The sequence below is a fragment of the Sphingobacterium kitahiroshimense genome (assembly GCF_025961315.1).
GTDB classification, from domain to species: Bacteria; Bacteroidota; Bacteroidia; order Sphingobacteriales; family Sphingobacteriaceae; genus Sphingobacterium; species Sphingobacterium anhuiense.
In genome coordinates this window covers 3,175,945-3,200,436 of the sequence record NZ_JAOQNK010000001.1, presented here as the reverse complement: position 1 = coordinate 3,200,436, position 24,492 = coordinate 3,175,945, and the positions used below count along the sequence as shown (strand labels likewise).

The following is a 24,492-nucleotide window of genomic DNA, read 5'->3' as shown; positions in this document are numbered from 1 at the left end:
TATTGTTAACGGAAATAGAAATATAATGGCATCGCTGCGAAAAGAATTGGAATAACTACTCCAAATACCCATACTCCAATAAATTGAACCAATCCAATGTATCTTTTGTGATTGAATCCAACTGTTTGGAAAGCAGATTGAAAACCGTGAATCAAGTGGAATGCTAAAGCAGCCATTGCAATTACGTATAATGCTACTAGAGCAACGTTTTTAAAAGCAAAGTCTACCTGCTTATACAAGTCACGTGCTTTTACGATTTCAACACCATTTTCAACAACGACTGAGTAATCATGAAAATCTGACGCTTGGATCTCTTGATGAGTCGTTACACCATTCGACAGATCGGTACGATATTCGATATAAGGTGTTTGATCATTATGGTATTTCCACCAAAAATTTGACATGTGCGTCGCCAAGAATACTAAGATAACAGTACCTAAAATACCCATATTACGTGAGTTCCATTTGCTGTTTGCGCTTCCATCATAAGATGCATATCCAATAGGACGAGCAGCCTTATTTTTTAATGAAATCACGATTGCATAGATCACGTGAATAATCACCGAAGCATACAATAAATAAGACACAACCTTGATAGGTGTAAAATGCGTCATGAAATAGGCGTACTTGTTGAACGCTAAACCCGCGTCATCTTTAAATAACTGCAAGTTTCCAATCAAGTGAACAATTAGGAACGTACATAAGAAAAGTCCCGTTAAGCTCATGATTAGCTTCTTCCCGATTGAAGAACTTAAAACTGGCTTTGATTTACTCATTATTCTTTGTAATTTAATTTAATTAGGCAAATCTACTATTTGATATTAAATATGATACAATTTTGACAAGAAAAAGAAGTAATTTAGAACTATTCTAAACCGCTAATGAAAAAGGCTCGCTATTTTTGATAACGAGCCTTTTATAATTTGATTGAAAAGTACTATAAACTAAATAAACGATAGCCTAATCCTATACTCCACATATTAATTTTTGGATTTGCTTGACTGCTGTTGTTGATTTTGCTTAGTCCCATTTCATAACGTAGATCAACACGAAGACTTGAAACATCAGCACCCACACCAAATGCCCAAGATGTACCGTTCTTTTTGTAGCTATTTGGATCTAAACTAGGAATTATCTTATCTTGTTTATCATCTACTTTAAAAGAAAATATTGGTCCAGTTTGGATTCTTGCTCCAATTGGTCCTAAACCAAAACGTTTTCCTAATAATACCGGGATGTCGATTGTGGTTAATTTTACATCTGTTGTTTCTCCTCCTTCAGCTTTAATCGTAGTATTTTTGCCTGTAAGGTAAATCTCCGGTTGCACATGGAAACCTAATACACCAACACGCCCATACAAACCTGCTTGATATCCTGCTTTGTTGTCTGAATTGAAATACTTACCATCACTTTTAAATTTAGAAAAGTTTAAGGCACCCTTTAAACCAATTTCTACTCCTGGTAACAATTGTGCATTTGCAGTAGCAACACTACCACAAATTAATAGTAATGCAGGTAAAATTTTTTTCATAACTTTTATTTTCTATATAAATTGTATCTTTAACTAAACTTTGAACAAGTTTCAAATATAACAGCAAATTTTATACCTAAAAAATGATGGGACTTAAAATAACAACATTTGATTGGATTACAGCAAAAGAAAAAATAAAAAGAAAATATAATCATCTAAGTGATGAAGATTTAGTTTTCGAAGAAAATCAAGAAGAAAAATTGATTAACCATTTGATGGCAAAATTACACCGCGATCGAGAATATGTTTTATTTACACTGGCCAAGTCATTAAGTAGTATCGAAAGTAATCGTTTGTAATGGAAGAAATATCTTGGAATGATTTTGAAAAAGTGGATATGCGTGTGGGTACAATACTAAATGTTGTCGATTTTCCAAAAGCAAGAAAACCAGCTTATCAGTTAACGATTGATTTTGGTGATGAATTGGGAATAAAACAAAGTAGTGCTCAGATCACGGTGCATTACAGTAAAGAAGAATTATTAGGTAAGCAAATTGTTGCTATTGTTAATTTCCCCAAGAAGCAGATCGCAAATTTTTTCTCGGAATGTTTAGTTACCGGTTTTGCTGATGACAACGGGGATATCATTTTAACAACTGTAGAAAAAAAAGTGCCTAATGGTGCAAAATTAATGTAAAATGCGGTATATCGATTTTGAAGGAACATCTGTAGACAATGCTGACGATTTTTTTATGCAGCAAGCATTGAAGGAAGCAAAATTAGCATTAGCCGCAGGGGAGGTGCCCATAGGGGCGGTAATTGTGCATAAAGGTAATATTATCGGTAGGGGGCACAATCTGACACAGCGTCTAAATGATGTAACAGCCCATGCCGAGATGCAAGCCTTTACGGCTGCTGCAAATCATTTGGGAGGTAAATATTTGGTCGACTGCACACTTTATGTGACTGTAGAACCATGCGTAATGTGTGCAGGTGCAGCTTATTGGACACATATCAGCCGAATTGTATATGGAGCTCAAGATGAAAAAAGAGGATATTCTCAATTTCATGATAAAATTTTACATCCCAAAACAATTGTAGAGCATGGTAAGTTGGGGGAAGAATGTGCTGAACTTGTTAAATCATTTTTTCGTCAAAAACGTTAAAAGCTTAGTGATTATTTAATCGCAAAACGAAACATAAAGGTATATTAAACGTTATATTTGCATAGAAACAATCTTTAAATAAACATAAAAAATAATAATTATGGCATTTGTATTAGAAGCGCTACCATACGCGTCAGACGCATTAGAACCACATATTGATAAAGCTACTATGGAAATCCACCATGATAGACATCATCAAGCATATGTAGATAATTTAAATAAGGCAATTGCTGGAACAGAAGCTGAGAACTTATCTTTAGAAGATATCGTTAAAAATATCAGTAAATATCCTGCAGCAGTACGTAATAATGGTGGTGGTCACTATAACCACAAATTATTTTGGACAGTATTAGGTCCAAATGCTGGTGGTGAGCCAACTGGTGAATTGGCAACGGCAATCAATGAAACATTTGGTTCTTTTGCAGAATTGAAAACACAATTGCAAAATGCAGGAGCTACACGTTTTGGTTCTGGCTGGTCTTGGTTAATTGTAAATGCAGAAGGTAAATTACAAGTAACATCGACACCTAATCAAGATAATCCATTGATGGATGTGGCTGAAGTTAAAGGTACACCTATTTTAGGTATTGATGTTTGGGAACATGCATATTACTTAAAATTTCAAAATAAACGTCCTGCATATTTAGAAGAGATCTTCAATGTCATCAACTGGGATGCAGTAGCGAAAAATTATGCTGCCGCTAAATAGTTTTTAATTTTAGTAGCGAAATAAAAGCGGTAGAATGATAACATTTTACCGCTTTTTTAATTTAAGGGTTATTGAGATGGTACATAAATATATCGCTATGCTTGTACTTTTGGTAACAAGCATAGCATTGTTATCCTGTAAATCTAATATTGCTAAAAAGGAACCGCAATCATTTGAACAGTTGCCAGATCATCAGAATGGTCTGGTAGATACTGCAACATTTGCAGCAGGTTGTTTTTGGTGTGTTGAAGCTCAATTTAAAACACTTGATGGTGTACAGCAAGTTATTTCAGGCTATGCTGGAGGAGAAACGAAGGATCCATCATATAGCCAAGTCAGTACAGGGAATACAGGACATGCTGAAGTGATCAATGTTTTGTATGACCCCAAGAAAATAACATTCGATACCTTGTTAGAAGCTTTTTTTATCGCACATGATCCTACACAATTGAATAGGCAAGGTAATGATATTGGTACGCAATACCGCTCTGCAATTTTTGTTCATGATCAAGAACAATTAGAAAAAGTTAATTTTTATCTAAAAAAAATGAAAGAAGAACGGTTGTATGACCGTCCTATCGTGACAGAAATTAATCCATTTACTACTTTCTATAAAGCTGAAGATTATCATCAAAATTACTATGCGAATAATAAGGAAGATCGATATTGTCAATACGTGATTAAACCAAAATTGGAAAAGTTTAAACATATTTTTACCAGTACTGTTAAAGACTAATCCAATAATTGGAACACGGATTAAAATCTTGTAAATTTATGTTGAATTCTATGAATTCATTGAAATTCAGCTTTTTGAAAATATAAAATTATTACTATGATAAAAGGATTTTTTAATGTACCGACACCTACAAATGAGCCAGTGTACTCATATGCTGTTGGAACAAAAGAACGCAAATTATTAAAAGCGGCGATTGATGAAGCTCGTGCTAAGCAAGTTGACATACCTATGTATATAGGCGGAAAGGAAGTCCGTACTGATAATAAAGTATCTATCAATCCTCCACACGATCACCAACATGTTTTGGGACAATATAGTCAAGGTACTAAAAGTCATGTCACTGATGCCATTAATGCCGCCTTGGCTGCTAAAGGTGATTGGGAGAATTTGACATGGGAAGACCGTGCAGCAATCTTCTTGAAAGCAGCAGAACTAGCATCGACCAAATATCGTTATAAGTTGAATGCTGCTACCATGTTAGCGCAGTCAAAAAACCCTTATCAGGCAGAAATTGATGCAGCTTGTGAGTTTACGGATTTCTTACGTTTCAACGTACAGTACATGACAGAAATCTATGCACAGCAACCACCAGTATCGGGAAAAGGTGTATGGAATCGCGTGGAGCAACGTCCTTTGGAAGGTTTTGTATTCGCTTTGACACCATTCAATTTTACAGCTATTGCTGGGAATTTACCATCATGTGTTGCTATGATGGGAAATGTTGTCGTATGGAAGCCATCTAATGCTCAGATTTATTCTGCGCAAGTGTTAATGGAGATTTTTATTGAAGCAGGTTTGCCGGCAGGTGTTATTAACTTAGTATATGTATCTGGACCGGATGCAGGTGATGTAATTTTTAAACATCCTGATTTTGCTGGTATCCACTTCACAGGTTCTACAGGAGTTTTCCAAGATATTTGGAAAACAATCGGAGAGAATATCCATCTTTACAAGACATATCCAAGAATAGTTGGTGAAACTGGAGGTAAAGATTTTATTTTAGTTCATCCAACAGCAGATTTGCAAGTAACTAATACAGCATTAGTTCGCGGTGCATTTGAATATCAAGGACAAAAATGTTCAGCTGCTTCACGTGCTTATGTTCCTGCATCGATGTGGCCAGCATTGAAAGATGCTATGACTACAGATGTGAATTCATTCAAAATTGGTGGAACAGAAGATTTTACAAATTTCATCAATGCAGTTATTGATGAGAAATCATTTGATAAGATTTCAAAATATATTGATCGTGCAAAAGAATCTGCTGATGCTGAAGTTGTAATCGGTGGAACATACGATAAATCTAAAGGTTACTTCATTTCTCCAACTGTTATTGTGGCTAAAAAATCAGATTATGAAACGATGTCAGAAGAATTGTTCGGGCCAGTTTTGACAATTTTTGTTTATGAAGATGAGAAATGGGAAGAAACATTAGAAATCGTTGATAAAACCTCTATTTATGCTTTAACAGGATCAGTTATCGCTAAAGATCGCTATGCAATCGCACAGGCAACACTTGCATTGCGTAATGCAGCAGGTAATTTCTATGTTAATGATAAGTGTACAGGTGCCGTAGTAGGGCAACAGCCATTCGGTGGTGCACGTGGTTCTGGTACAAATGATAAAGCCGGATCAATGATCAACTTATTGCGTTGGGTATCTCCACGTACGATTAAAGAAACCTTTAATCCAGATACAAACTATAAATACCCTTTCTTAGAAGAAGGAGAATAATCAGAGTGATTATTGCACATAAAAAAGGCGTTTACATAGTAAACGCCTTTTTTATGTGCAATAATTAGTAATAATTATGCCTTTTTAAGATGACCTAATACATCGCCATTATCTTTGATCATTTTTATATCTAACGATTTCTTATCACCATTCACATCTATTATTGTACGTTCTCCAACCTTTGGACCGCCACCGATGAAGATCGTATAATTATGATCTTTGTCAGGCGGATAATACCCATATTTGTGCGTATGTCCTGTAATCATCGCATCAATTTTATACTTTTGAAATAATGGATGAAAGCTTGAGCGGTTATGTAATGTTCCGTGCCAGTCATCAGAGTGAAAAATAGGAATGTGGCTGACAACAACGGTATGCTGAGAGGCCTTTCTTTCTTTCGATTGCAAAACTTTATCTAACCAAATAGCCTGTTCTTTACGGTAATTGTCATAATCTACAGTTCCTCCATACACCTCATGTGTATCTGGTTTATCCTCCCCACTGTCTAATAGAATCCAGTAAATAGGGCCCAATTTGAAGGATTGATAAAATTTATTTTCAGGATAGCCAAATAACTTTTTGAAAAGACGAGAAAATGAACCCCTTGTTTCGTGATTACCGCGATTCATGATAAAAGGCCTGCTGGTTTCAAAAAATGAAAAGGGTTGAAGCAGTTTTTCTGTTATATCTTTTTGGTTTGTAACATAATGAAAAGAATCGCCATTTAGAATAGAAAAATCATATGCTTCTATATTATGGCTTGGAACTAAATCCTTATATGTATCTTTCGCTTCGTGTACATCATTATATATCAAACATCTAATTTTATCCTGATCTTTTTCAGCTAATTTGGCCGAAAAAATGTTGGTTTTAATTTCCTCTCCATAAACAATTTTATAAGCTTCAAATTTAAGAACTTCTTTAGCTACTATTCTATATTTAAAGACCCTAGGCGCTTCCTGTATAGTAAATTTAAATAAGTCAGTATTAGCCTCTAACATACCATCTTCGCTTTGATATATCTTGTCAATTACCTCGTTGTTGTCGTCCAAGATCTCCAACCATGCAAATGCAGGTTTGCTTAAAATGGAAAAGATACTTATACTCTTATTGATTTGATTTTGCAAATATGCTGGTACGATAAAATCAAATTTTTCGTTGTCGCTAAGTTCTTTTTTTTCCTCAGCCAAACCGATGCTTGGTAATGTTATGCCCGCTAAGGTTAAGGCCTCTATAAATTTTCTTCTATTGATACTCATTAGCTATTATTGGGCATTAATTTCAACATATACAGGTCTATGATCACTTGCATAAGTTTCAGATAAAACACGATGATTTTTAAATTTAAACTGACTTCCTTTATTTATCATGATAAAATCAATTTCGCGATCAGGATTTACTTCAGGTATTGTAAATCCATTTTTGATTTGACTGCGTGTAAATATTTGCTCTAAATTACGGATTGGTTGTTCTGCAGGTGTTGCATTTAGATCACCGACTAGAATAACAAGGCTTTTATCATTCTTAAATTTGTCAATGATAAAAGCCGTTTGCGCAAGCCTATTTTCATTTTTCAAATCAAGGTGCGTATTAGCAAACTTGACTACTTTTCCTTTTATATTTATATGGATTATGCCTAAACTTCTCTTCTCACTTTCAATTGGTGATGGAAGTTCGAAACGTTCACTTTTAACAATAGGGTATTTCGAAAGGATCACAGTCCCATACTCACCCGCATCTAGATTAATTCCTTTAGAAAAGAAGTAGTGCAAACCTGTGAGTTGAGCTAATTTCTTTGCCTGATCAATATTTTGGGATCGATCTAAGTTAACATCAATTTCCTGTAGACCAACTAGATCTGCATTTGTTTTTTTGATAATGGATGCGATCGTATCTAGATTGATAACGTCGGCACTTTCACTAGGAGGGTTAGCATGATGGATATTGTATGTTAATATCTTTAATTGTTGTGCCGAAAGTAGAAGCGAGCTGCAACATAAAATCGAAAGAATAAAATAAGAAAGGATATACTTTTTCATTAGCATAGGTTTTAGTAAATAAATATAGCCATTCTTTTGGAATGGCTATATTAAAAATCTATATGTAACGAAAAAATTAACCTTCTTCTAAAACGAGATTTGGATCTACGCCAGCAACTTCAGCTCTGATTTTTGCTTCTAGTTCATCTGCCAAATCCGGGTTGTCAAGTAATAATGATTTTACAGCATCACGACCTTGTCCCAATTTTGTCTCTCCATAGCTAAACCATGAACCAGCTTTCTTAATTATATTGTATTCAACACCTAAGTCGATGATTTCACCAACTTTTGAAATACCCTCTCCGAACATGATATCAAATTCGGCGATTCGGAATGGAGGAGCTACTTTATTCTTAACAATTTTTACTTTTATGCGGTTACCAGATACTTCATCAGAATCTTTGATCTGAGAAGTACGACGGATATCAAGACGTACAGATGCATAGAATTTTAATGCATTACCACCTGTCGTTGTTTCAGGGTTACCAAACATAACACCGATTTTTTCACGGAGCTGGTTGATGAAAATACAACAGCAGTTTGTTTTGGAAATTGTACCTGTTAATTTACGTAAAGCTTGAGACATTAAACGTGCTTGAAGTCCCATTTTGGAATCCCCCATCTCACCTTCAATTTCTGCTTTAGGTACTAAAGCAGCGACGGAGTCAATGACAATAATATCAATAGCTCCAGAGCGGATTAGATTATCGGCAATTTCTAAAGCCTGTTCGCCATTATCGGGTTGTGCAATTAATAAGTTCTCAACATCAACACCTAATTTCTGCGCGTAGTATTTGTCAAAAGCATGTTCAGCATCAATAAAAGCAGCTATACCGCCTGATTTTTGAGCCTCAGCAATGATATGCGTTGCAAGGGTTGTTTTACCAGAAGACTCAGGACCGTAAATCTCAATGATACGACCTTTAGGAACGCCTCCGATACCTAATGCGATATCAAGACCTAAAGAACCTGTAGAGATTGATTCAATGGGATCAACAGTAGTATCTCCTAATTTCATAATGGCGCCTTTGCCATATGATTTCTCTAATTTATCTAATGTAAGCTGTAATGCTTTTAATTTATCTGGGTTGCTCATATTCTTAGTATTGTTAAGTCAAAAGTAAGGAATAGTTTTTAATTTGCAAAATATTTTTACTAAAAAAATTAGTCTACTGTTTTTAACTAACTTTTTCTTTGATTTCTTTCACTTGGTGCGTTTTTTCAAAATATTTACACATGTAAGTAATGGCACATTTGTCACATTGAGGTTTTCGGGCTAAGCAAATGTAGCGACCATGTAATATAAGCCAATGATGAGCAATAGCGATGGTTTCAACAGGCAGATATTTGACCAGTTGTTTTTCCACAGCAAGTGGAGTTGTAGCTTTACTCGTGAGACCAAGCCGGTTACTAACGCGAAATACATGTGTATCAACAGCCATTGCAGGTTGATTGTAAACCACTGAAGAGATGACGTTTGCCGTTTTCCTGCCGACACCGGGTAGTTTTATCAAATCTTCTATTTTTTCAGGAACTGTAGAATCAAATACATCAACCAGCATTTTGGCCATTCCAACCAAATGTTTTGCTTTATTATTCGGATAGCTCACTGAACGGATATACGTGAATATTTCCTCAGCACTACTATTCGCCAAAGTTTCGGCAGTTGGAAATTGTTGGAAAAGTTTAGGGGTCACCAGATTGATTCGTTTATCTGTGCATTGTGCAGACAATATTACAGCGACCAATAATTCATAAGGATTACTATAATTTAATTCTGTTTGTGCATCTGGGATATTTTTAGAAAAATATTCTACAAAGGCTTTATATCTATCTTTTTTCAACATATCTACCAAAGATAGTTAAGTTTTTAAAATATAGAAAAGGCTTAATCTCCCGACTAAGCCTTTTTGTTGACTACAGATTTTGAGTAATTCAAAATTCTATCAATACAGGAATCACTTGGATTCATCATGATTTTTGGTAGCTGAAGTTTTAATTGTTGTTCCACATCCTCATCAGAGATTTTTACTTCTGTTTCGATGTTTTTAACTTCATTTTCTGTTGTAAAGTTTTCGACCATACGCAATCTTTGTTGTTACTGTTAAATTTATTAGTAAAACGTAAAACAAGATGCAAATATTATGTCAATATTTTATTTTTTCTTTTTAATGAGATATTCATTTGCTTTTTGCACAGCCATGTAAGCATTAACTATACCGCCTGAAATAGAAATATCAGCTAATTTGACTGTCTTATAAGAACCATCTTCCAGTTTAATTCGAACCGAATCATCTAACTTTGTAACAGAGTTCATGATAATCTCTTTTGTTTCAAGAGCTGATAACTGCGGGTAGTAAGAACGTAACATACCAGCAAGACCGGCAACTACAGGTGCAGCCATACTTGTACCCTGCTCTTCTTTGTATTCAGAGTGTGGAGCAGTTGAATTGATATATAATCCTGGAGCAAATACATCCACGGAAGCTTTACCATAGTTTGAAAAACTTGCCAGCAGCTCATCATCTTTCCGAGGCCCTGTCGCACCAACAGTAATCCATGCATCTGCAACGCCTGTTATAGCACCTAAGCTATCTGTATAAAATTTATTCGGATAATTAGGTGAAATATCATTATCCTCACTGTCGTTACCTGCAGCATGAATAAGTAAAACGTCTTTTGACATAGCATATTTTACTGCCTCATCTACCGTATTTTTATTATAAGCGTATCCTTTTCCGAAACTCATGTTAATAACCTTAGCGCCATTATCAACAGCATAGCGGATGCCATTTGCGACATCTTTGTCACGCTCATCTCCATCTGGCACTAGGCGAACTGAAAGTATTTTTACATCGTTAGCGACCCCTTTAATGCCAATATTATTTTTGCGATCAGCTGCAATGATACCGGCTACGTGTGTTCCGTGAAGTGCATCAGGACCTGTAACATCCGAGTTTCCATAATGATATTCACGTGCATCATCGTAGTTATCACCAACAATAGAACGTGAATCATATTCTTTATTAAGATGATAGGCGACTTGATTTCCGAAGTAATTTGCGCCTTCAGTTAAATCATCATAAAACTTTTCAAATCCGCCTGCTTTCTCAATTTCTTCTTTCGCAATTCTAATCGCAATCTTTTGACGGTTGCCCGGAGGATTGAGACTATCTAGATCTGCTGTTGTTATCGCAGACTTATCTTTATTGATGCTTTTGACAAGATTATCGACGTTCTCTTTCAATGCAACATAATTTAGTGCACCATATTTTGCTTCATCCAATTTCTCATTATAGGCATCTACCATTTTTAAATAAGCATTGTAAGCACGTTTTTCTTGGTCGGTCATAACGGTCGAAGCCGTTACTCCATCATATTTTGGAGCATGTTTACGGATCAGTCTTGTTAATTCCAAATTATCAAAATGCACGTTTTCACCAGTTGCGTTACCAATGAAATTCCAGCCATATTTATCATTAATGAATCCATTTTTGTCGTTATCAACTCCATTCGAGATACTGTCTTTCAAATTAATCCAGACTATGTTTTTTAAATCCTCATGATTGACATCAACACCGCCATCCAGAACGGCTACAATAACAGGTGTAGATTTTTTACCTTTTAGTAAACTCTCGTAAGTTCTTTCTGTACTTATGCCCAGTACACCATCTTTTTCATAATCCAGATTAAACCAGTTTTCAGGTACACTTTTATTCTCCTGAGCGTAGCCCAAAATGGGGGTTAATCCAATAGCAAATACATACAGTAATCTTTTTAAATTCATCTTTTGATATTTTGATGTGGTTACGATCTGCAAATATAATGCTAGTATGATGCTTAAAATGTTAATTTTTACTAAATAATACTGATACATCCGTATTTTTACCTTTACATAATTCTGAATTCTTTGGTTAATTCAGTCTTTTGATCATTACGAAAATTAGAAATATGATTATTTTAAGCGCTATAATAGGAACAGCACGAGCAGAGCAATATACTTCAGAACAATTAAATACAAAAGGTATTCAAGCTCCCTTAGCGGTGATTAAACCACATAAGAGAGACATTCACAACGATCAAGTGATCGATGATTATTATTGGATGAATGATTTCTTTAAGGAGGGGCCTGACGCTGAATTGGTAATTGATTATTTAAAAAAAGAAAATGATTATACGAATGCTGTGCTAAAGCCAACGGAAAAATTGCAGGAGCAATTGTTTCAGGAAATGAAAGCACGGATTAGAGAAAAAGATGAATCTGTTCCTTATCTTAAAAATGGATATTATTACTATACCCGTACAGAAGATGGGCAGCAGTATTTTAAGTTTTGTAGAAAAAAGGATGAGCTTAATGCGAGCGAAGAGATTCTGCTCGATATTGATGCCATGGCAGTAGGTTATGCGTATTACGCTGCTACAGGGTTTTCGGTAAGCCCCGATAACAACTTAATGTCTTTTGGTGTCGACACCGTATCACGAAGAGAATATACCATTTTCATTAAAAATCTACTTACGGGTGAAATCTATAAAGACGAAATACCAAAAACATCAGGAAACTCTACTTGGGCTAAGGATAATAAAACGCTTTACTATACGGCAAAAAATCCAGTTACATTATTAAGTGAAAAAATTAATAGACATACATTAGGAACCCTTGTAGATGATGATGTAACCGTTTATGAAGAAATTGATAATACCAATTACATAGGTGTCGGAAAATCAAAGAATGGTGAATACATATTTATTGAATCAGAAGGAACGCTTTCATCAGAAGTTTTTTATCTGAAATCTGATGACCCAGCTGGAAATTTTCAGGTGTTTCAACCAAGAATGAAAAATGTGCTGTACCATGTTACAGCTTTGGAAGATCGCTTTCTCATTGTAACAAATGACGAAGCAAAAAATTTCAAGGTTATGCAGTGTCAGCTTGGTATGACTAGTAGAGAACATTGGAGAGCATTTATTCCACATCGAGAAGATGTATTAGTAAGTGAGGTAGATGAATTCAAAGACTATTTGGTCGTTACCGAAAGGAAAAATGGATTGTCTCAAATAGCTATACACAACTTACACAATGAAGAACAGTATTATCTTGATTTTGGAGAAGTAGCTTATACAGTTTATCCCAGTACTAATGTTGAATACGATACACAAAAATTACGTTTCGGCTATACCTCGCTTGTAACACCTTTATCGACTTATGAGTACGATATGGTGACTAGGGAAAAAATCTTATTGAAGCAACAAGAGGTTGTTGGGGGCTATGATACGCATGCATATAGTACGGAACGGATTTTTGCAAAAGCAAGTGATGGTACTGCTATTCCCATTTCTCTTGTCTATAAAAATGGTATTAAGAAAGATGGTTCGGCACCTTTGCTATTATATGCATATGGTTCGTACGGATACGCGATAGATCCTACATTTAATAGTGCTCGATTGAGTTTGTTAGATCGCGGTTTTGTATATGCAATAGCACATATCCGAGGAGGTGAGGAGATGGGGAGACAATGGTATGAAGAAGGTAAAATGATGAATAAGATCAATACATTTACAGATTTTATTTCTTGTGGTCATTATTTAATTGATCAGAAATTTACAAGCTTGGGACATCTTTATGCACAAGGAGGAAGTGCAGGTGGACTTTTAATGGGAGCGATAGCCAATATGGAACCAAATCTATGGAATGGTATTATTGCACAAGTTCCTTTTGTGGATGTCGTGAATACGATGTTGGACGAAGGCATTCCATTAACAACCAATGAATATGACGAATGGGGAAATCCTAATGAAAAGGAAGCTTACTATTATATGAAGAGCTATTCCCCATATGAAAATATAGAAGGAAAGGAATATCCAAATATATTAGTCACAACAGGATTGCACGATAGTCAGGTTCAATATTTTGAGCCGGCAAAGTGGGTCGCGAAATTAAGAAAGATGAAAACTGATAATCATGTGTTACTGCTTAAAACGGATATGGAGTACGGTCATGGTGGGGCATCCGGACGATTTGACTATCTCAAAGATATTGCTTTAAGCTATGCATTTCTATTTGCTTTAGAGCATATAGAGAAGTAAATCATAAATAAAAAAAGCGCCTTTCAGGCGCTTTTTTTATTTATGATTTAAACTATCGATTTTTTCATCATGTTCGATTTGTCTAGAATCAATTTGATGTTGTTGATAATTATCCATCGCAACCTTGCTCGCCTTTTGCGAAACATATATTGCGAGAACAGCAATTACTGTGATAAGTGCAATTCCCCAAGCATATTTTTGTTTATCTTGTTTAACTAACCAATACATAAAAATAAAGTAAGGGATCCCGAAAATGCAATAAAAAATGATACTAGGAGTGTCCATATGCTGTTGTGTACTAATGGCGAACTTTATAAGATCACCGATGAAGCACAAAATTATCTAATTTTAATGAGAATACTAAAAGTTTCTATTTCTTTATTTTTTTTAGTATTGATAGCAAGTTATTAATGATTCTAGACATTTGTTACCAGATTGGTTTTTTTATTCATCAGTTATTCATTAAAATAAAATGATTTAAGTGATTGATTTATAAGTTGTAAGTTGAGTGGTTTTAAGTTTTTGTGGTTTTTTGTCATTTTATAAAAAATGCGTGCTATTATTGCAGAAAAGAAAAAAATTATTTTATACATTTGCAACGTCCTTTAAGAAGACGATAACTAGAAATGAAGAATAACAATACATTAAAATTCTCTTTGCTACATGCTTTTAAAAAGTTTGTTGGTAAGAGGTATTGTTCTTTTATTTTTAGGCAGATTCCAGTTCTTCGCTTTCGACGACCCATACTACCTCGGGCTTGATATGAGGTAGTGATCTTTCTTTTCAGTAATATCATCAGGTCCGATGATGGCGCTCCACGATTTTATTAATTGTTTTTTCATAACAAAACGCAATTTCGGTTGTTAGTTTTATTATTTGGGTCGTAAGTCAATGACTATTTCAGAATTTTTAATTATTCCCGCAAAACCTGAGCATGTTGCATATGCTGAGCAGATTTGCAATGAAATGTTCGAGTCTGCAAAAGCTCGAGGTACTGGTATTGCACGTCGCAAGCCAGAATATGTTGCTAATAAAATGATTGAGGGTAAAGCCGTTATTGCTTTACACAAGGATGGAAGATGGGCTGGGTTTGTCTATATTGAAACCTGGGGGCATGGTGATTATGTTGCCAATTCTGGTTTAATTGTCAATCCTGAATTTCGTAAAGTAGGTTTAGCCAAAGCAATTAAAAAAAGAGTCTTCGATTTATCTCGCGAAAAGTATCCACATGCAAAGATTTTTGGTTTAACGACAGGTTTGGCGGTTATGAAAATTAATTCAGAACTAGGTTATGAACCTGTGACCTATTCCGAGCTCACACAAGATGAAGAATTTTGGAAAGGATGCCAAAGTTGTGTGAATTACGATATCCTATTAAGTAAGGATCGTAAAAACTGTATGTGTACAGCTATGCTTTGGGACCCTGTTGATAAGGAACGCGAATTGAAAGAAAAAATTCAGCGAAAAGCAGAAGCAAAAGAAAGATTAGAGCGTATTACGCAGAAACAATCGTTGTTGAAACGTATAGAAGCAAAATTATGGAAATCAGCAAAGAAGTTTGTTGCAGCTAATTTCCATAAGAGTAAAAAAGTAGTTAAGGAGTTTTAAGTTTTTTATATTTTTGTTTAAGTCTCATTCCGAGGTTTATCAATGAATTAATCCAAAAAAATGAAAAAAGTAGTTTTAGCATTCAGTGGTGGGTTAGATACATCATTTTGTTGTATTTATCTAACACAAGATTTAGGTTTAGAAGTTCACTCAGTAGTAGTTAACACAGGAGGTTTTTCCGATGAGGAATTAAAACAGATTGAAGAGCGAGCTTATGCTTTAGGCGTAAAGTCGCATACAGCTATTGATGAAACAGAAGACTATTACCGCGAAACTATTAAATATTTGATTTTTGGTAATGTATTGAAAAATGCAACTTATCCATTATCAGTATCTGCTGAGCGAGTTTGTCAAGCGACTGCTATTGCCAATTATGCTAAGAAAATTGGAGCAGAATGTGTAGCGCATGGATCTACAGGTGCCGGCAATGATCAGGTACGTTTTGATATGATTTTTCATACCTTAATTCCAGGAGTGGAAATTATTACGCCAATCCGTGATTTGCAATTATCACGCGAGGATGAAATAGAATATTTAAATAAACATGGTGTTGAATATTCAGCTGAGAAAGCTAAATACTCGATTAATAAAGGTCTTTGGGGTACTTCAGTAGGAGGAGCAGAGACATTAACATCCAATCAGTATTTACCAGAATCCGCTTGGCCAACACCAGTAACTTCTACAGAACCTCAGCAGATTACGATTGATTTTGTAAAAGGTGAACCAACAGCATTGAATGGAAAAGCATTAGATGCGGTACGTGTAATTCAAGAATTACAAGCATTGGCACAACCTTATGGTATCGGTCGTGATATCCACGTAGGAGATACCATTATTGGTATTAAAGGCCGTGTAGGATTTGAGGCAGCTGCATCCGTTATTTTGATAAAAGCACACCATGCTTTAGAAAAACATACGTTGACAAAATGGCAATTATCTTGGAAGGATCAGATTGCAGGGTTTTATGGCAATTATATGCACGAAGGACAAATGCACGACCCTGTAATGCGTGATATCGAGGCATTTTTACAATCTACTCAGGAAACTGTAACAGGAAAAGTGATTATCGAGTTACACCCTTACCGCTTTGTCGTTATTGGTATCGAATCGGAATATGATTTAATGTCTAATAAATTTGGAACATACGGTGAAATGAACGCTGGATATACAGGTGACGATGTAAAAGGATTCTCTAAAATATTTGGTAATCAAACCATTATTTGGCATAAAGTTAACGGAAAGTAAGCATTGTTGTAATTCGTTTAATTCGAATTCGGCACTTATTTCTTTGTTAAAATACAATGGATCCCATGCTCACCATTTGAGATAGGGATCCATTTTTTACATACATTGGATCGATAGATGTGTCACTGGATATTCTAAATTAGTAGTCCATCCATCGTATCGTAGTACAATTAAAATCTAAATACTAAAAAATGATAAAAGTAGGAATAGTAGGATCAGCAGGGTATACTGGAGGAGAATTATTACGCGTGTTGATTTATCATCCGGAAGTTGAAATTGTATTTGCCAATAGTGCCTCCAATGCAGGCAATAAAATCTATGAAGTACACAATGATCTATTTGGTGATACGGAATTAACATTCTCTTCAGATTTTCATTCAGATATAGATGTATTATTCTTATGTGTAGGTCACGGAGATGCTCGTAAGTTTTTGGATAAAAATCCAATTGATCCTTCTGTGAAGATAATTGATCTATCTCAAGATTACCGTTTGAAAGCGAATACGGCGTACAACGGTAAGAATTTTGTATATGGTTTACCTGAACTGAATAGAGATAAAATTAAAACAGCTCACTATATTGCAAACCCGGGTTGCTTTGCAACAAATATTCAATTGGCTCTTTTGCCATTGGCAGATAAGGGTTTATTACCGAGTCAGATTCACGTGAATGCAACGACAGGATCTACAGGAGCAGGACAGAAACCTGGCGCAACTACACACTTCTCGTGGCGCAATAATAACCTATCAGCTTATAAATCTTTTGAACACCAGCACTTGCAGGAAATATCGGAATCCTTAGCACAATTGCAGGATGGATTCCTTCCTCAGTCAGATCAATCCTTACTAGAAAGAGCTGCAGAGAGAATCAATTTTGTTCCGCAACGAGGTGATTTTGCAAGAGGGATATTTTCAGTTATATACGTCGATTCAGATTTATCTGAAGAACAGGCTTATGAACTTTACGAAGCTTATTATGAGGGACATCCCTTTACCCATGTGAGTCGTAAAAATATTGATTTAAAGCAAGTTGTCAATACAAATAAAAGTATTGTTCATATAGAAAAACACGGTAACAAATTATTAATCTTAAATGCAACAGATAATTTGTTGAAAGGCGCATCAGGACAAGCCGTACAAAATATGAATTTAATGTTTGATCTAGATGAAAGAGCAGGGTTAAATTTGAAGAGTGTAGGGTTTTAAACATAATATATTGTTCATAAAAAAGGCTTCAAGATTATTCTTGAAGCCTTTTTTATAATGCTATTAGCTTTTATTGTGCTAATAATTTGATATCTCTTTCTACAGAAACATTATCACCAGTGATGGCATTACCATCTTTATCCACTAGTGTCAATTTTACTTTCACATCCCCTAAAGGTAAGCCATTGATTTCATATGGTCCCCATTTATCCAATGTGAACTGTTTCCCATTCACATCCGCTAATACTTTATTGCCGTCAGCTGCTAAAGTCGTGTTGACCAAGAAAAAGTCTAACAATAATACTTTCGTATCTTCACCCTTATATTCACCTTTTGGACGGCTATAGAATAATGATGGAGCTGTAACTGCTGCATCTTGAACTACTTTTCCATCCTTGTCAATCTTAAATTTAACCAATTTAGAAGCCTCAGTTGTCTTAATTGATTCATGGTAGGAGCGAGATAAGAATGACATCAGATAATGCTCTGAATTCAGCGCTAAAGTAACCGTGTTTTCTGGTTTATATAGAGCTGCATAAGGTTTATTGTCTAGTATAAAGTGAATGTGTTGACCATCATGAGAATTTGCCATATGATGCTCATGGGCAGTTTGTTCAGTAAGTTTAAAATTACTAACAGCATACTTTACAGTTACTTTTGCCGAATCCGTTCCAACCTTTTCAGATGTAATAGAGGCAATTTTCAAGTCAGCACCAGGAAATGCTTTCGAGTCCGAGACTGGTGTTACCGTGATTTCAGTACCAGCAACTGTATCAGTAGAAACAGTAGAATCCTGTCCCGTTGTTGTTTTAGTTGCGGTATTTTGACAAGAAGCTAATGTTCCTGTGATAGCCAAAACAGCAGCAACAGACTTTAAGATATTTTTTTTCATAATTATTATTGATTGATCATTCAATAAATATAAACAGATTATTTATGAAAAAGTTCACGATTACCCGAAAACTAAATCCAATGCCGCGAAAATATGTCTTTTAGCCGTAATTAAATCTTCATCTGTATGCGCATGCGAGATAAAGCCGACCTCATAACCAGAAGGGCCAAAGTATATACCACGATTCAGCAATTCACGATGCATCAATTTATATAATTCCATCGAATTTGGATCAATTTCGCTCGCTTTCAAAATCGCCTCTTGATCTGTAAAAGCAAACCAGAAGATCGAAGCAATCGTAAAGATTTTTACTTCATAATCCTTTTCTTCAATATAGTTTCGTATTTCAGAAACGAATGACTCCGTTTTTGCATTCAGGTTTTTATAGAAATCGGGCTGTGTTAAGACTTTACATGTGGCGATTCCGGCAGCCATTGCAACTGGATTACCTGATAATGTTCCCGCTTGGTAAACAGAACCATCAGGAGAAATACAGCTCATCAATTCTTTAGATGCTCCGTAAGCTCCAACCGGCATACCACCTCCGATAATTTTTCCATAGGTAATGATATCAGGTTGCACATCATAATAAGCGGCAGCACCTTCAAAACCTAATCGGAAACCAGTGATCACCTCATCAAAGATAAGTAAGGCTCCATTTTGTGTTGTTATCTCTCTTAAATAATGAATGTATTCTTTTGTCTGGAGTAAAAGACCATTATTGGCAGGAACCCCTTCAATAATAACAGCAGCAATTTGATCTTTAAATTGATCAAAAACTGCGGCCAACGCCGCTTTATCATTTAATGCAATGACAATGGTTTCATCAGCAAATGCTTTAGGAACGCCAGCAGAAGAAGTTTCACCAAAAGTAACCAATCCAGATCCTGCCTTTACCAAAAGAGAATCCGAATGTCCATGATAGCAACCCTCAAACTTAACAATCTTATCACGTTTTGTGTACCCTCTAGCCAAGCGGATAGCCGACATGACAGCTTCAGTACCTGAGCTTACAAAACGGATTTTTTCAATAAATCGATTGTTAGAAATAATCAATTCAGCCAGCTCATTTTCGAGAGCAGTAGGTGCTCCAAAACTTAAACCTTTGCTTAATTGTGCCGTTACTGCCTCACGAATCTGATCGTTGTTATGACCTAAAATAAGTGGACCCCAAGAACAACAAAAATCGATAAACTCATTTTCATCCGCATCCCAGATATGAGCTTTATCTCCTCTTTCAATAAATAAAGGGGTGCCATAAACAGATTTAAAGGCACGTACTGGTGAATTTACGCCACCAGGAAAATATTGTTTCGCTTTTTCAAAAAGTTGTGCCGACTTCTCCCTAGAAATATCAGCAGTTTTCGTGTGAGCGCTATTTTGTTGTGTCATATTGATTATAATTTACAGGACAAAAGTATCCAATTATTTACTAAAATCTCTCATTTCAGTGTAAGGAATAGCATTATACAAAACACCATCTAGATGTTATCACGATGAGGACTTAGCTATAACAGATGAAGCCCAAGGATTATCCTTGGGCTTCATCTGTTATTTAATAAGTTGTTTATTTAATCCAACCTTTTTCTATAGCTTCTTTAGCATGGTACGTTAAGATTGCAGTAGCACCTGCACGACGGAAACTCATTAGAGTCTCCAATATAGCGGTTTCTTGTAACCATCCATTACCAATAGCAGCTTTGATCATCGCATATTCGCCGGAGACATTGTACGCAGCAATAGGCAAATCAAAATTATCATGTAATGATTTAATGATGTCCAAATAAGGTAGACCCGGTTTTACCATTAAAAAATCAGCACCTTCTTCCAGATCTAATTGCGCTTCGATTAATGCCTCTCTGCTGTTAGCATAACTCATTTGATAACTCTTTTTGTCACCTTTTTTAGGAGCAGAACCTAAAGCATCACGAAAAGGACCATAGAATGAAGAAGCATATTTTGCCGTGTAGGACATCAATGACACATTGGTGAAACCATTTTCATCTAGAATATTACGGATAAAACCAATACGGCCATCCATCATATCCGAAGGAGCGATAATATCCGCACCAGCATGCGCATGTGCTAAAGCCATTTTACCCAGAACAACTAAAGTCTCATCATTTAGGATTTCTCCATTCTCTACAATACCATCATGTCCATCCGAACTATAAGGGTCCATAGCAACATCGGTAATGACACAAGCTTCAGGGAAATTTTTCTTGACCTCTTCGATTGCTTGAAGATATAGCGTACCTTTTCTGTAGCTTTCAGTTGCGAATTTATCTTTCAAAGATTCTTCGACAGCAGGAAATAAATCAAATGAATTTAATCCAAGTTTTAAACAGCTTTCAATTTCACGCAATAAGTTGTCAATCGAATAACGAAAGATACCTGGCATAGATGAAATTTCAGTTTTTTGATTTTGACCTTCTACAATAAAGAGTGGAAAGATCAAATTAGCGGTACTTAAGCGGTTTTCTTGAATCATATCGCGAATCACAGCAGATTTACGATTTCTTCTCGGACGTTGTAACATGTTATATGTATTAAAAAAGATTGGAAGAATGTTAAATCCTTCCAATCGTATTATGATTTATAGTCTAATCCAAAAATGGCCTCAGCTAAGCCAATTTCATCTGGTGAATAAGGCAACGTATAGGAAAGACCCATTTCATCAAAAATAGCAGCCGTAGAGCGTCCAATACAGATCACCTGTTGCTCAGGTTCAATTAAGTTATTCACAAAATAAGCCTCAGCATTGCTCGGGCTTGTAAATATTAAGACCTCAGCACTTGTTGCATTGACATTATCCTCAAGCACAGTTTCATATACAGGCATATTGATCACCTTGGTTTCTGGACTAAGCGCTTTCTGAATTGTTTCCAAAGAACCTTTTGCTCGAGGAATTAAAACCGTACCACCATTTGCCAGTGCTGCAAAGTTAGCCCCGATTTCTTCCATGTTAATTCCGGACTGTTCGCCAGAAAAATCAGCAACACGGTCAAATTTGCGCAAAGTCTCCTCAGATCCACGTCCAACTACTGCAATTTTAGTCTTTTTACTTAGTCGTGGCTCCAAGCTAAAGAAATGTTCAATTCCATTTTTACTGCCGAAGAAAATCCAGTCCACATGCTTTAAAATAAACGGATCCAATTTATTTATTATTGGAAATATTTTGATTAAAGAGCGTGCATCAGCTTGAATATTATGCTTTGCAAAGAAGCGGGATAAATAAGAATGTTCATCCAGATCCCGGCTTATAAAGACAGATTTTGGTAATACCCGATCTTTCGCATACTTAGAGAAAATTATTTCAGGTAATAGTGCCGGATCAGTTCCTTTCACATAAAAACGGTCAGGAAAATCATCACTGGTATCTGCGATAGAAGTCCATGCTTCGTACGTATCACCCACTTTACGGCAATAAGCACCAAGAGGGGCATGACAGCCAGCGTCAAATAGATTCAATACTTTACGTTCAACGGCGATGGTCTTCTGAACCTCCTCATTATTAATTGGCTGAAGAGCTTGAAATAATTCTGTATCAATTTCGCGGATCTGAATAGCCAGTACACCTTGAGCAGGAGCAGGAACTAATTCAACAGGAGGAATTTCCTCAATATGGAAATCCGAGATGTCCATATCGATTCTCGAAATACCAGCCTTTGCTAACATGATGGCATCATACTGCTCATCACGAAGTTTCTGCATACGGGTCTGTAAATTACCCCGTAAGTCTGTAAATTCAAGATCAGGTCTTATAGAAGATAGTTGTGCTTTACGTCTGTTAGATGATGTACCCACAGTGGCATTATGTTTTAAAGAAAGACGTTTCTTAATATCTACACAATCTTTATGAATAATCAATAGTTCTGCAGGGTTTTCGCGTTCAGATACTGCGGCAATGATTAATCCAGGAGGATTCACAGTAGGTAAATCTTTATGAGAGTGAACAGCTAGATCAATGGTTCCCAAAAGTAATTCTTCTTCCAATTCTTTGGTAAAAAAACCTTTTCCTTCGAGTTTATCTAAACGGAGATGTTGAATGATATCACCTTGAGTTTTGATGATTTTTAATTCAGATTCAATGCCAATTTCAGCCAGCCGATCTTTGATGAAGTTTGCTTGCCATAAAGCAAGTGCACTTCCACGAGTACCAATGATAAGTTTTCTATTCACAATCTATATACTTTACCTTATTTTAATAATTAAGATAGGCAAAAATAAATAAATAGTATTGATTTGTTGACACGTTACTGTCAGAATAAATCCAAATGCAGTGTGAAAAAGAGTTTTAGGACGCTCTTAATTAATTAACACCATTTTCGTTTACTTTGACTAAAATCTCTTTAGCCATTACCATAGGAACTTTGATGTATTTTTTTTCCATGTAATTAATAATCTTTTCCAATACATCACGCGCTTCCGGATCTAAGGCCTGAACCTCCGAAGCAAAAACTTCATTTAATGCAAAAGATTTGATTTCTTTAATTTTTTGTGGAACCTGACGCATAGCAACTTCAACGCGTCGCTGTTTAATGATAGGTAAAAATTCCTGAATATTGTCTGAAATAATCTTTTCAGCATTAGACAGTTCACTATAACGTTCTTCAATATTTTTGTTGGCAATCGCTTGTAGAGAACTTACCTCAATATAGTGGACCGCATTATTGGCTAAAACTTCAGCATCAATATCATTTGGAATGGCAAGATCAATAATGATTTTCTTATCCATTTCTCCATTTAATAAAGATTGATATAGGGTATTATCAATGATGGCCGTTGTCGCACCTGTACAGGTAATTAGAATATCAAATCCACCTTTATAGTTGATCAATTCCGATAAAGGATAGGCTTCAGCATTAAGTTCAGTAGCTAATTTCTGCGCATTTTCAACCGTACGGTTAAAAATTACAAAATTGCTGGATTGTTTTTTCTGAAAATACTTTGCTAAATTTTGATTGGTTTCCCCAGATCCGATAATCAGAATTCTTGGGTTCTCAACAGATTTAATTTCTTTTAATTTGCGGTATGCTAAAGAAACAACAGAAATTGGGTTTCTGGATATTTTAGTGTGGGTGTAGACCTCTTTTGCCGTTTTTACCAGACGGTCCATTAGCATGCGTAGGAAGTCACCGGTAAATCCAGCCTCTCGACATCTTTCGTATGCCCGACGGACCTGTGCTAAGATCTCCTTCTCACCAACAACCAAACTTTCAAGAGAACATGACATACGAAGAAGATGATTTAACGCATCCATACCCTCATATTTATTCACCTGACCTAAATAACATTGCAATCTTTCCTGAGGGACACAGAAATTGAGTTTCTCCATAAATTGTGCAATGAATTCATTTGTTAAGTCATGAGCACCATAAAACACAAATTCAACACGGTTACAAGTGCCAATATAGAATACTTCAGGAATATCCATGTTATGTTTTAGATTCATTAGTCTACTTTCTAACTCCTCATTACAAATAACTAGATTACCTAAATCTTTAAGTTCTACGTGTTTATGTGTGAATGCTAATACCTTAAGATTCTTCAAAGCAATACCCTCGATTAATTTTAACTCTGCAAATGTAGTTTAAAAGCTT

Annotated in this window: 24 protein-coding genes; 10 read left to right on the top strand and 14 right to left on the bottom strand. The window is 35.6% G+C overall.

The window, feature by feature from the left end:
• Positions 1 to 5 precede the first annotated feature (5 nt).
• On the bottom strand, positions 6 to 776 hold the full coding sequence (locus M2265_RS14170) for a succinate dehydrogenase cytochrome b subunit (RefSeq protein ID WP_021191914.1): 771 nt from the start codon (positions 774 to 776) through the stop codon (positions 6 to 8).
• A gap of 161 nt (positions 777 to 937) precedes the next feature.
• Positions 938 to 1,531 carry a porin family protein gene (locus M2265_RS14165; RefSeq protein WP_132771520.1) on the bottom strand — a complete coding sequence of 198 codons (594 nt, stop codon included), beginning with the start codon at positions 1,529 to 1,531 and terminating at the stop codon, positions 938 to 940.
• Between the two features lie 83 nt (positions 1,532 to 1,614).
• On the opposite strand from M2265_RS14165, the gene M2265_RS14160 reads away from it, so the two are divergent.
• The 6 genes from M2265_RS14160 (at position 1,615) to pruA (ending at position 5,816) form a co-directional block, all read left to right on the top strand.
• Positions 1,615 to 1,830, top strand: a complete 216-nt coding sequence (locus M2265_RS14160) for a hypothetical protein (RefSeq protein ID WP_132771519.1) — start codon at positions 1,615 to 1,617, stop codon at positions 1,828 to 1,830.
• Positions 1,830 to 2,168 carry a tRNA-binding protein gene (locus M2265_RS14155; RefSeq protein ID WP_132771518.1) on the top strand — a complete coding sequence of 113 codons (339 nt, stop codon included), beginning with the start codon at positions 1,830 to 1,832 and terminating at the stop codon, positions 2,166 to 2,168. Before M2265_RS14160 ends, M2265_RS14155 begins: the two co-directional genes overlap by 1 nt.
• Position 2,169: 1 nt before the next feature.
• On the top strand, positions 2,170 to 2,637 hold the full coding sequence (locus tag M2265_RS14150) for a nucleoside deaminase (RefSeq protein WP_132771517.1): 468 nt from the start codon (positions 2,170 to 2,172) through the stop codon (positions 2,635 to 2,637).
• 100 nt (positions 2,638 to 2,737) lie between these two features.
• Positions 2,738 to 3,346, top strand: a complete 609-nt coding sequence (locus M2265_RS14145; protein WP_021191919.1) for a superoxide dismutase — start codon at positions 2,738 to 2,740, stop codon at positions 3,344 to 3,346.
• A 34-nt stretch (positions 3,347 to 3,380) separates the two neighbouring features.
• Positions 3,381 to 4,082, top strand: coding sequence for a peptide-methionine (S)-S-oxide reductase MsrA (gene msrA / locus M2265_RS14140; protein ID WP_243655454.1), 702 nt, complete (start codon positions 3,381 to 3,383; stop codon positions 4,080 to 4,082).
• Positions 4,083 to 4,178: 96 nt separating this feature from the next.
• Positions 4,179 to 5,816 carry an L-glutamate gamma-semialdehyde dehydrogenase gene (pruA, locus tag M2265_RS14135; RefSeq protein ID WP_132771516.1) on the top strand — a complete coding sequence of 546 codons (1,638 nt, stop codon included), beginning with the start codon at positions 4,179 to 4,181 and terminating at the stop codon, positions 5,814 to 5,816.
• A 74-nt stretch (positions 5,817 to 5,890) separates the two neighbouring features.
• Here pruA and M2265_RS14130 read toward each other — a convergent pair whose 3' ends face one another.
• The 6 genes from M2265_RS14130 to M2265_RS14105 form a co-directional block, all read right to left on the bottom strand.
• Positions 5,891 to 7,075, bottom strand: coding sequence for a metallophosphoesterase family protein (locus M2265_RS14130; protein ID WP_132771515.1), 1,185 nt, complete (start codon positions 7,073 to 7,075; stop codon positions 5,891 to 5,893).
• A 6-nt stretch (positions 7,076 to 7,081) separates the two neighbouring features.
• Positions 7,082 to 7,855, bottom strand: coding sequence for an endonuclease/exonuclease/phosphatase family protein (locus M2265_RS14125; RefSeq protein ID WP_132771514.1), 774 nt, complete (start codon positions 7,853 to 7,855; stop codon positions 7,082 to 7,084).
• 76 nt (positions 7,856 to 7,931) lie between these two features.
• Positions 7,932 to 8,951, bottom strand: coding sequence for a recombinase RecA (recA, locus tag M2265_RS14120; RefSeq protein ID WP_021191922.1), 1,020 nt, complete (start codon positions 8,949 to 8,951; stop codon positions 7,932 to 7,934).
• Positions 8,952 to 9,033: 82 nt separating this feature from the next.
• Positions 9,034 to 9,702, bottom strand: a complete 669-nt coding sequence (gene nth, locus M2265_RS14115; RefSeq protein ID WP_132771513.1) for an endonuclease III — start codon at positions 9,700 to 9,702, stop codon at positions 9,034 to 9,036.
• Positions 9,703 to 9,755: 53 nt separating this feature from the next.
• Positions 9,756 to 9,938, bottom strand: coding sequence for a hypothetical protein (locus M2265_RS14110; RefSeq protein WP_132771512.1), 183 nt, complete (start codon positions 9,936 to 9,938; stop codon positions 9,756 to 9,758).
• Between the two features lie 72 nt (positions 9,939 to 10,010).
• Positions 10,011 to 11,642 (bottom strand): S8 family serine peptidase, encoded by a 1,632-nt coding sequence (locus M2265_RS14105; RefSeq protein WP_132771511.1) that lies wholly within the window; start codon positions 11,640 to 11,642, stop codon positions 10,011 to 10,013.
• A 164-nt stretch (positions 11,643 to 11,806) separates the two neighbouring features.
• Here M2265_RS14105 and M2265_RS14100 point away from each other — a divergent pair, with 164 nt between their 5' ends.
• The gene (locus M2265_RS14100; protein WP_132771510.1) at positions 11,807 to 13,939 is read left to right on the top strand and encodes a S9 family peptidase; all 2,133 of its coding nucleotides are present in this window, start codon (positions 11,807 to 11,809) and stop codon (positions 13,937 to 13,939) included.
• 36 nt (positions 13,940 to 13,975) lie between these two features.
• Here the strand turns inward: M2265_RS14100 and M2265_RS14095 are convergent, their stop codons facing one another.
• Positions 13,976 to 14,167, bottom strand: a complete 192-nt coding sequence (locus tag M2265_RS14095; RefSeq protein ID WP_243655453.1) for a hypothetical protein — start codon at positions 14,165 to 14,167, stop codon at positions 13,976 to 13,978.
• A gap of 663 nt (positions 14,168 to 14,830) precedes the next feature.
• Between M2265_RS14095 and M2265_RS14090 the strand changes: the two genes are divergently transcribed.
• The 3 genes from M2265_RS14090 to argC all read left to right on the top strand — a co-directional run bounded on the left by M2265_RS14090 (position 14,831) and on the right by argC (position 17,997).
• A complete protein-coding gene (locus M2265_RS14090; protein ID WP_021191927.1) occupies positions 14,831 to 15,547 on the top strand; it encodes an N-acetyltransferase in 717 nt (238 codons plus the stop codon).
• Positions 15,548 to 15,607: 60 nt separating this feature from the next.
• Positions 15,608 to 16,792, top strand: coding sequence for an argininosuccinate synthase (gene argG / locus M2265_RS14085; RefSeq protein WP_132771508.1), 1,185 nt, complete (start codon positions 15,608 to 15,610; stop codon positions 16,790 to 16,792).
• Between the two features lie 191 nt (positions 16,793 to 16,983).
• Positions 16,984 to 17,997 (top strand): N-acetyl-gamma-glutamyl-phosphate reductase, encoded by a 1,014-nt coding sequence (gene argC, locus M2265_RS14080; protein WP_132771507.1) that lies wholly within the window; start codon positions 16,984 to 16,986, stop codon positions 17,995 to 17,997.
• 70 nt (positions 17,998 to 18,067) lie between these two features.
• Here argC and M2265_RS14075 read toward each other — a convergent pair whose 3' ends face one another.
• The 5 genes from M2265_RS14075 to hemA form a co-directional block, all read right to left on the bottom strand.
• Positions 18,068 to 18,889 carry a hypothetical protein gene (locus M2265_RS14075; RefSeq protein WP_132771506.1) on the bottom strand — a complete coding sequence of 274 codons (822 nt, stop codon included), beginning with the start codon at positions 18,887 to 18,889 and terminating at the stop codon, positions 18,068 to 18,070.
• 60 nt (positions 18,890 to 18,949) lie between these two features.
• Positions 18,950 to 20,281, bottom strand: coding sequence for a glutamate-1-semialdehyde 2,1-aminomutase (gene hemL, locus M2265_RS14070; RefSeq protein WP_132771505.1), 1,332 nt, complete (start codon positions 20,279 to 20,281; stop codon positions 18,950 to 18,952).
• Positions 20,282 to 20,456: 175 nt separating this feature from the next.
• The gene (gene hemB / locus M2265_RS14065; RefSeq protein ID WP_132771504.1) at positions 20,457 to 21,428 is read right to left on the bottom strand and encodes a porphobilinogen synthase; all 972 of its coding nucleotides are present in this window, start codon (positions 21,426 to 21,428) and stop codon (positions 20,457 to 20,459) included.
• 50 nt (positions 21,429 to 21,478) lie between these two features.
• Positions 21,479 to 23,071 carry a hydroxymethylbilane synthase gene (gene hemC / locus M2265_RS14060; RefSeq protein ID WP_132771503.1) on the bottom strand — a complete coding sequence of 531 codons (1,593 nt, stop codon included), beginning with the start codon at positions 23,069 to 23,071 and terminating at the stop codon, positions 21,479 to 21,481.
• A 130-nt stretch (positions 23,072 to 23,201) separates the two neighbouring features.
• Positions 23,202 to 24,443, bottom strand: coding sequence for a glutamyl-tRNA reductase (hemA, locus tag M2265_RS14055; protein WP_132771502.1), 1,242 nt, complete (start codon positions 24,441 to 24,443; stop codon positions 23,202 to 23,204).
• Positions 24,444 to 24,492: the final 49 nt, after the last annotated feature.

Bases quoted from the DNA above. Each gene is read 5' to 3' on its own strand.
- argC (WP_132771507.1), top strand. From the start codon at position 16,984: ATGATAAAAGTAGGAATAGTAGGATCAGCAGGGTATACTGGAGGAGAA.
- M2265_RS14095 (WP_243655453.1), bottom strand. From the start codon at position 14,167: ATGTATTGGTTAGTTAAACAAGATAAACAAAAATATGCTTGGGGAATT.
- hemL (WP_132771505.1), bottom strand. From the start codon at position 20,281: ATGACACAACAAAATAGCGCTCACACGAAAACTGCTGATATTTCTAGG.
- M2265_RS14125 (WP_132771514.1), bottom strand. From the start codon at position 7,855: ATGAAAAAGTATATCCTTTCTTATTTTATTCTTTCGATTTTATGTTGC.
- M2265_RS14145 (WP_021191919.1), top strand. From the start codon at position 2,738: ATGGCATTTGTATTAGAAGCGCTACCATACGCGTCAGACGCATTAGAA.
- M2265_RS14130 (WP_132771515.1), bottom strand. From the start codon at position 7,075: ATGAGTATCAATAGAAGAAAATTTATAGAGGCCTTAACCTTAGCGGGC.
- M2265_RS14105 (WP_132771511.1), bottom strand. From the start codon at position 11,642: ATGAATTTAAAAAGATTACTGTATGTATTTGCTATTGGATTAACCCCC.
- M2265_RS14165 (WP_132771520.1), bottom strand. From the start codon at position 1,531: ATGAAAAAAATTTTACCTGCATTACTATTAATTTGTGGTAGTGTTGCT.
- M2265_RS14075 (WP_132771506.1), bottom strand. From the start codon at position 18,889: ATGAAAAAAAATATCTTAAAGTCTGTTGCTGCTGTTTTGGCTATCACA.
- M2265_RS14155 (WP_132771518.1), top strand. From the start codon at position 1,830: ATGGAAGAAATATCTTGGAATGATTTTGAAAAAGTGGATATGCGTGTG.
- nth (WP_132771513.1), bottom strand. From the start codon at position 9,702: ATGTTGAAAAAAGATAGATATAAAGCCTTTGTAGAATATTTTTCTAAA.
- M2265_RS14090 (WP_021191927.1), top strand. From the start codon at position 14,831: ATGACTATTTCAGAATTTTTAATTATTCCCGCAAAACCTGAGCATGTT.
- M2265_RS14150 (WP_132771517.1), top strand. From the start codon at position 2,170: ATGCGGTATATCGATTTTGAAGGAACATCTGTAGACAATGCTGACGAT.
- M2265_RS14170 (WP_021191914.1), bottom strand. From the start codon at position 776: ATGAGTAAATCAAAGCCAGTTTTAAGTTCTTCAATCGGGAAGAAGCTA.
- M2265_RS14100 (WP_132771510.1), top strand. From the start codon at position 11,807: ATGATTATTTTAAGCGCTATAATAGGAACAGCACGAGCAGAGCAATAT.
- msrA (WP_243655454.1), top strand. From the start codon at position 3,381: ATGATAACATTTTACCGCTTTTTTAATTTAAGGGTTATTGAGATGGTA.
- pruA (WP_132771516.1), top strand. From the start codon at position 4,179: ATGATAAAAGGATTTTTTAATGTACCGACACCTACAAATGAGCCAGTG.
- M2265_RS14160 (WP_132771519.1), top strand. From the start codon at position 1,615: ATGATGGGACTTAAAATAACAACATTTGATTGGATTACAGCAAAAGAA.
- hemB (WP_132771504.1), bottom strand. From the start codon at position 21,428: ATGTTACAACGTCCGAGAAGAAATCGTAAATCTGCTGTGATTCGCGAT.
- M2265_RS14110 (WP_132771512.1), bottom strand. From the start codon at position 9,938: ATGGTCGAAAACTTTACAACAGAAAATGAAGTTAAAAACATCGAAACA.
- argG (WP_132771508.1), top strand. From the start codon at position 15,608: ATGAAAAAAGTAGTTTTAGCATTCAGTGGTGGGTTAGATACATCATTT.
- recA (WP_021191922.1), bottom strand. From the start codon at position 8,951: ATGAGCAACCCAGATAAATTAAAAGCATTACAGCTTACATTAGATAAA.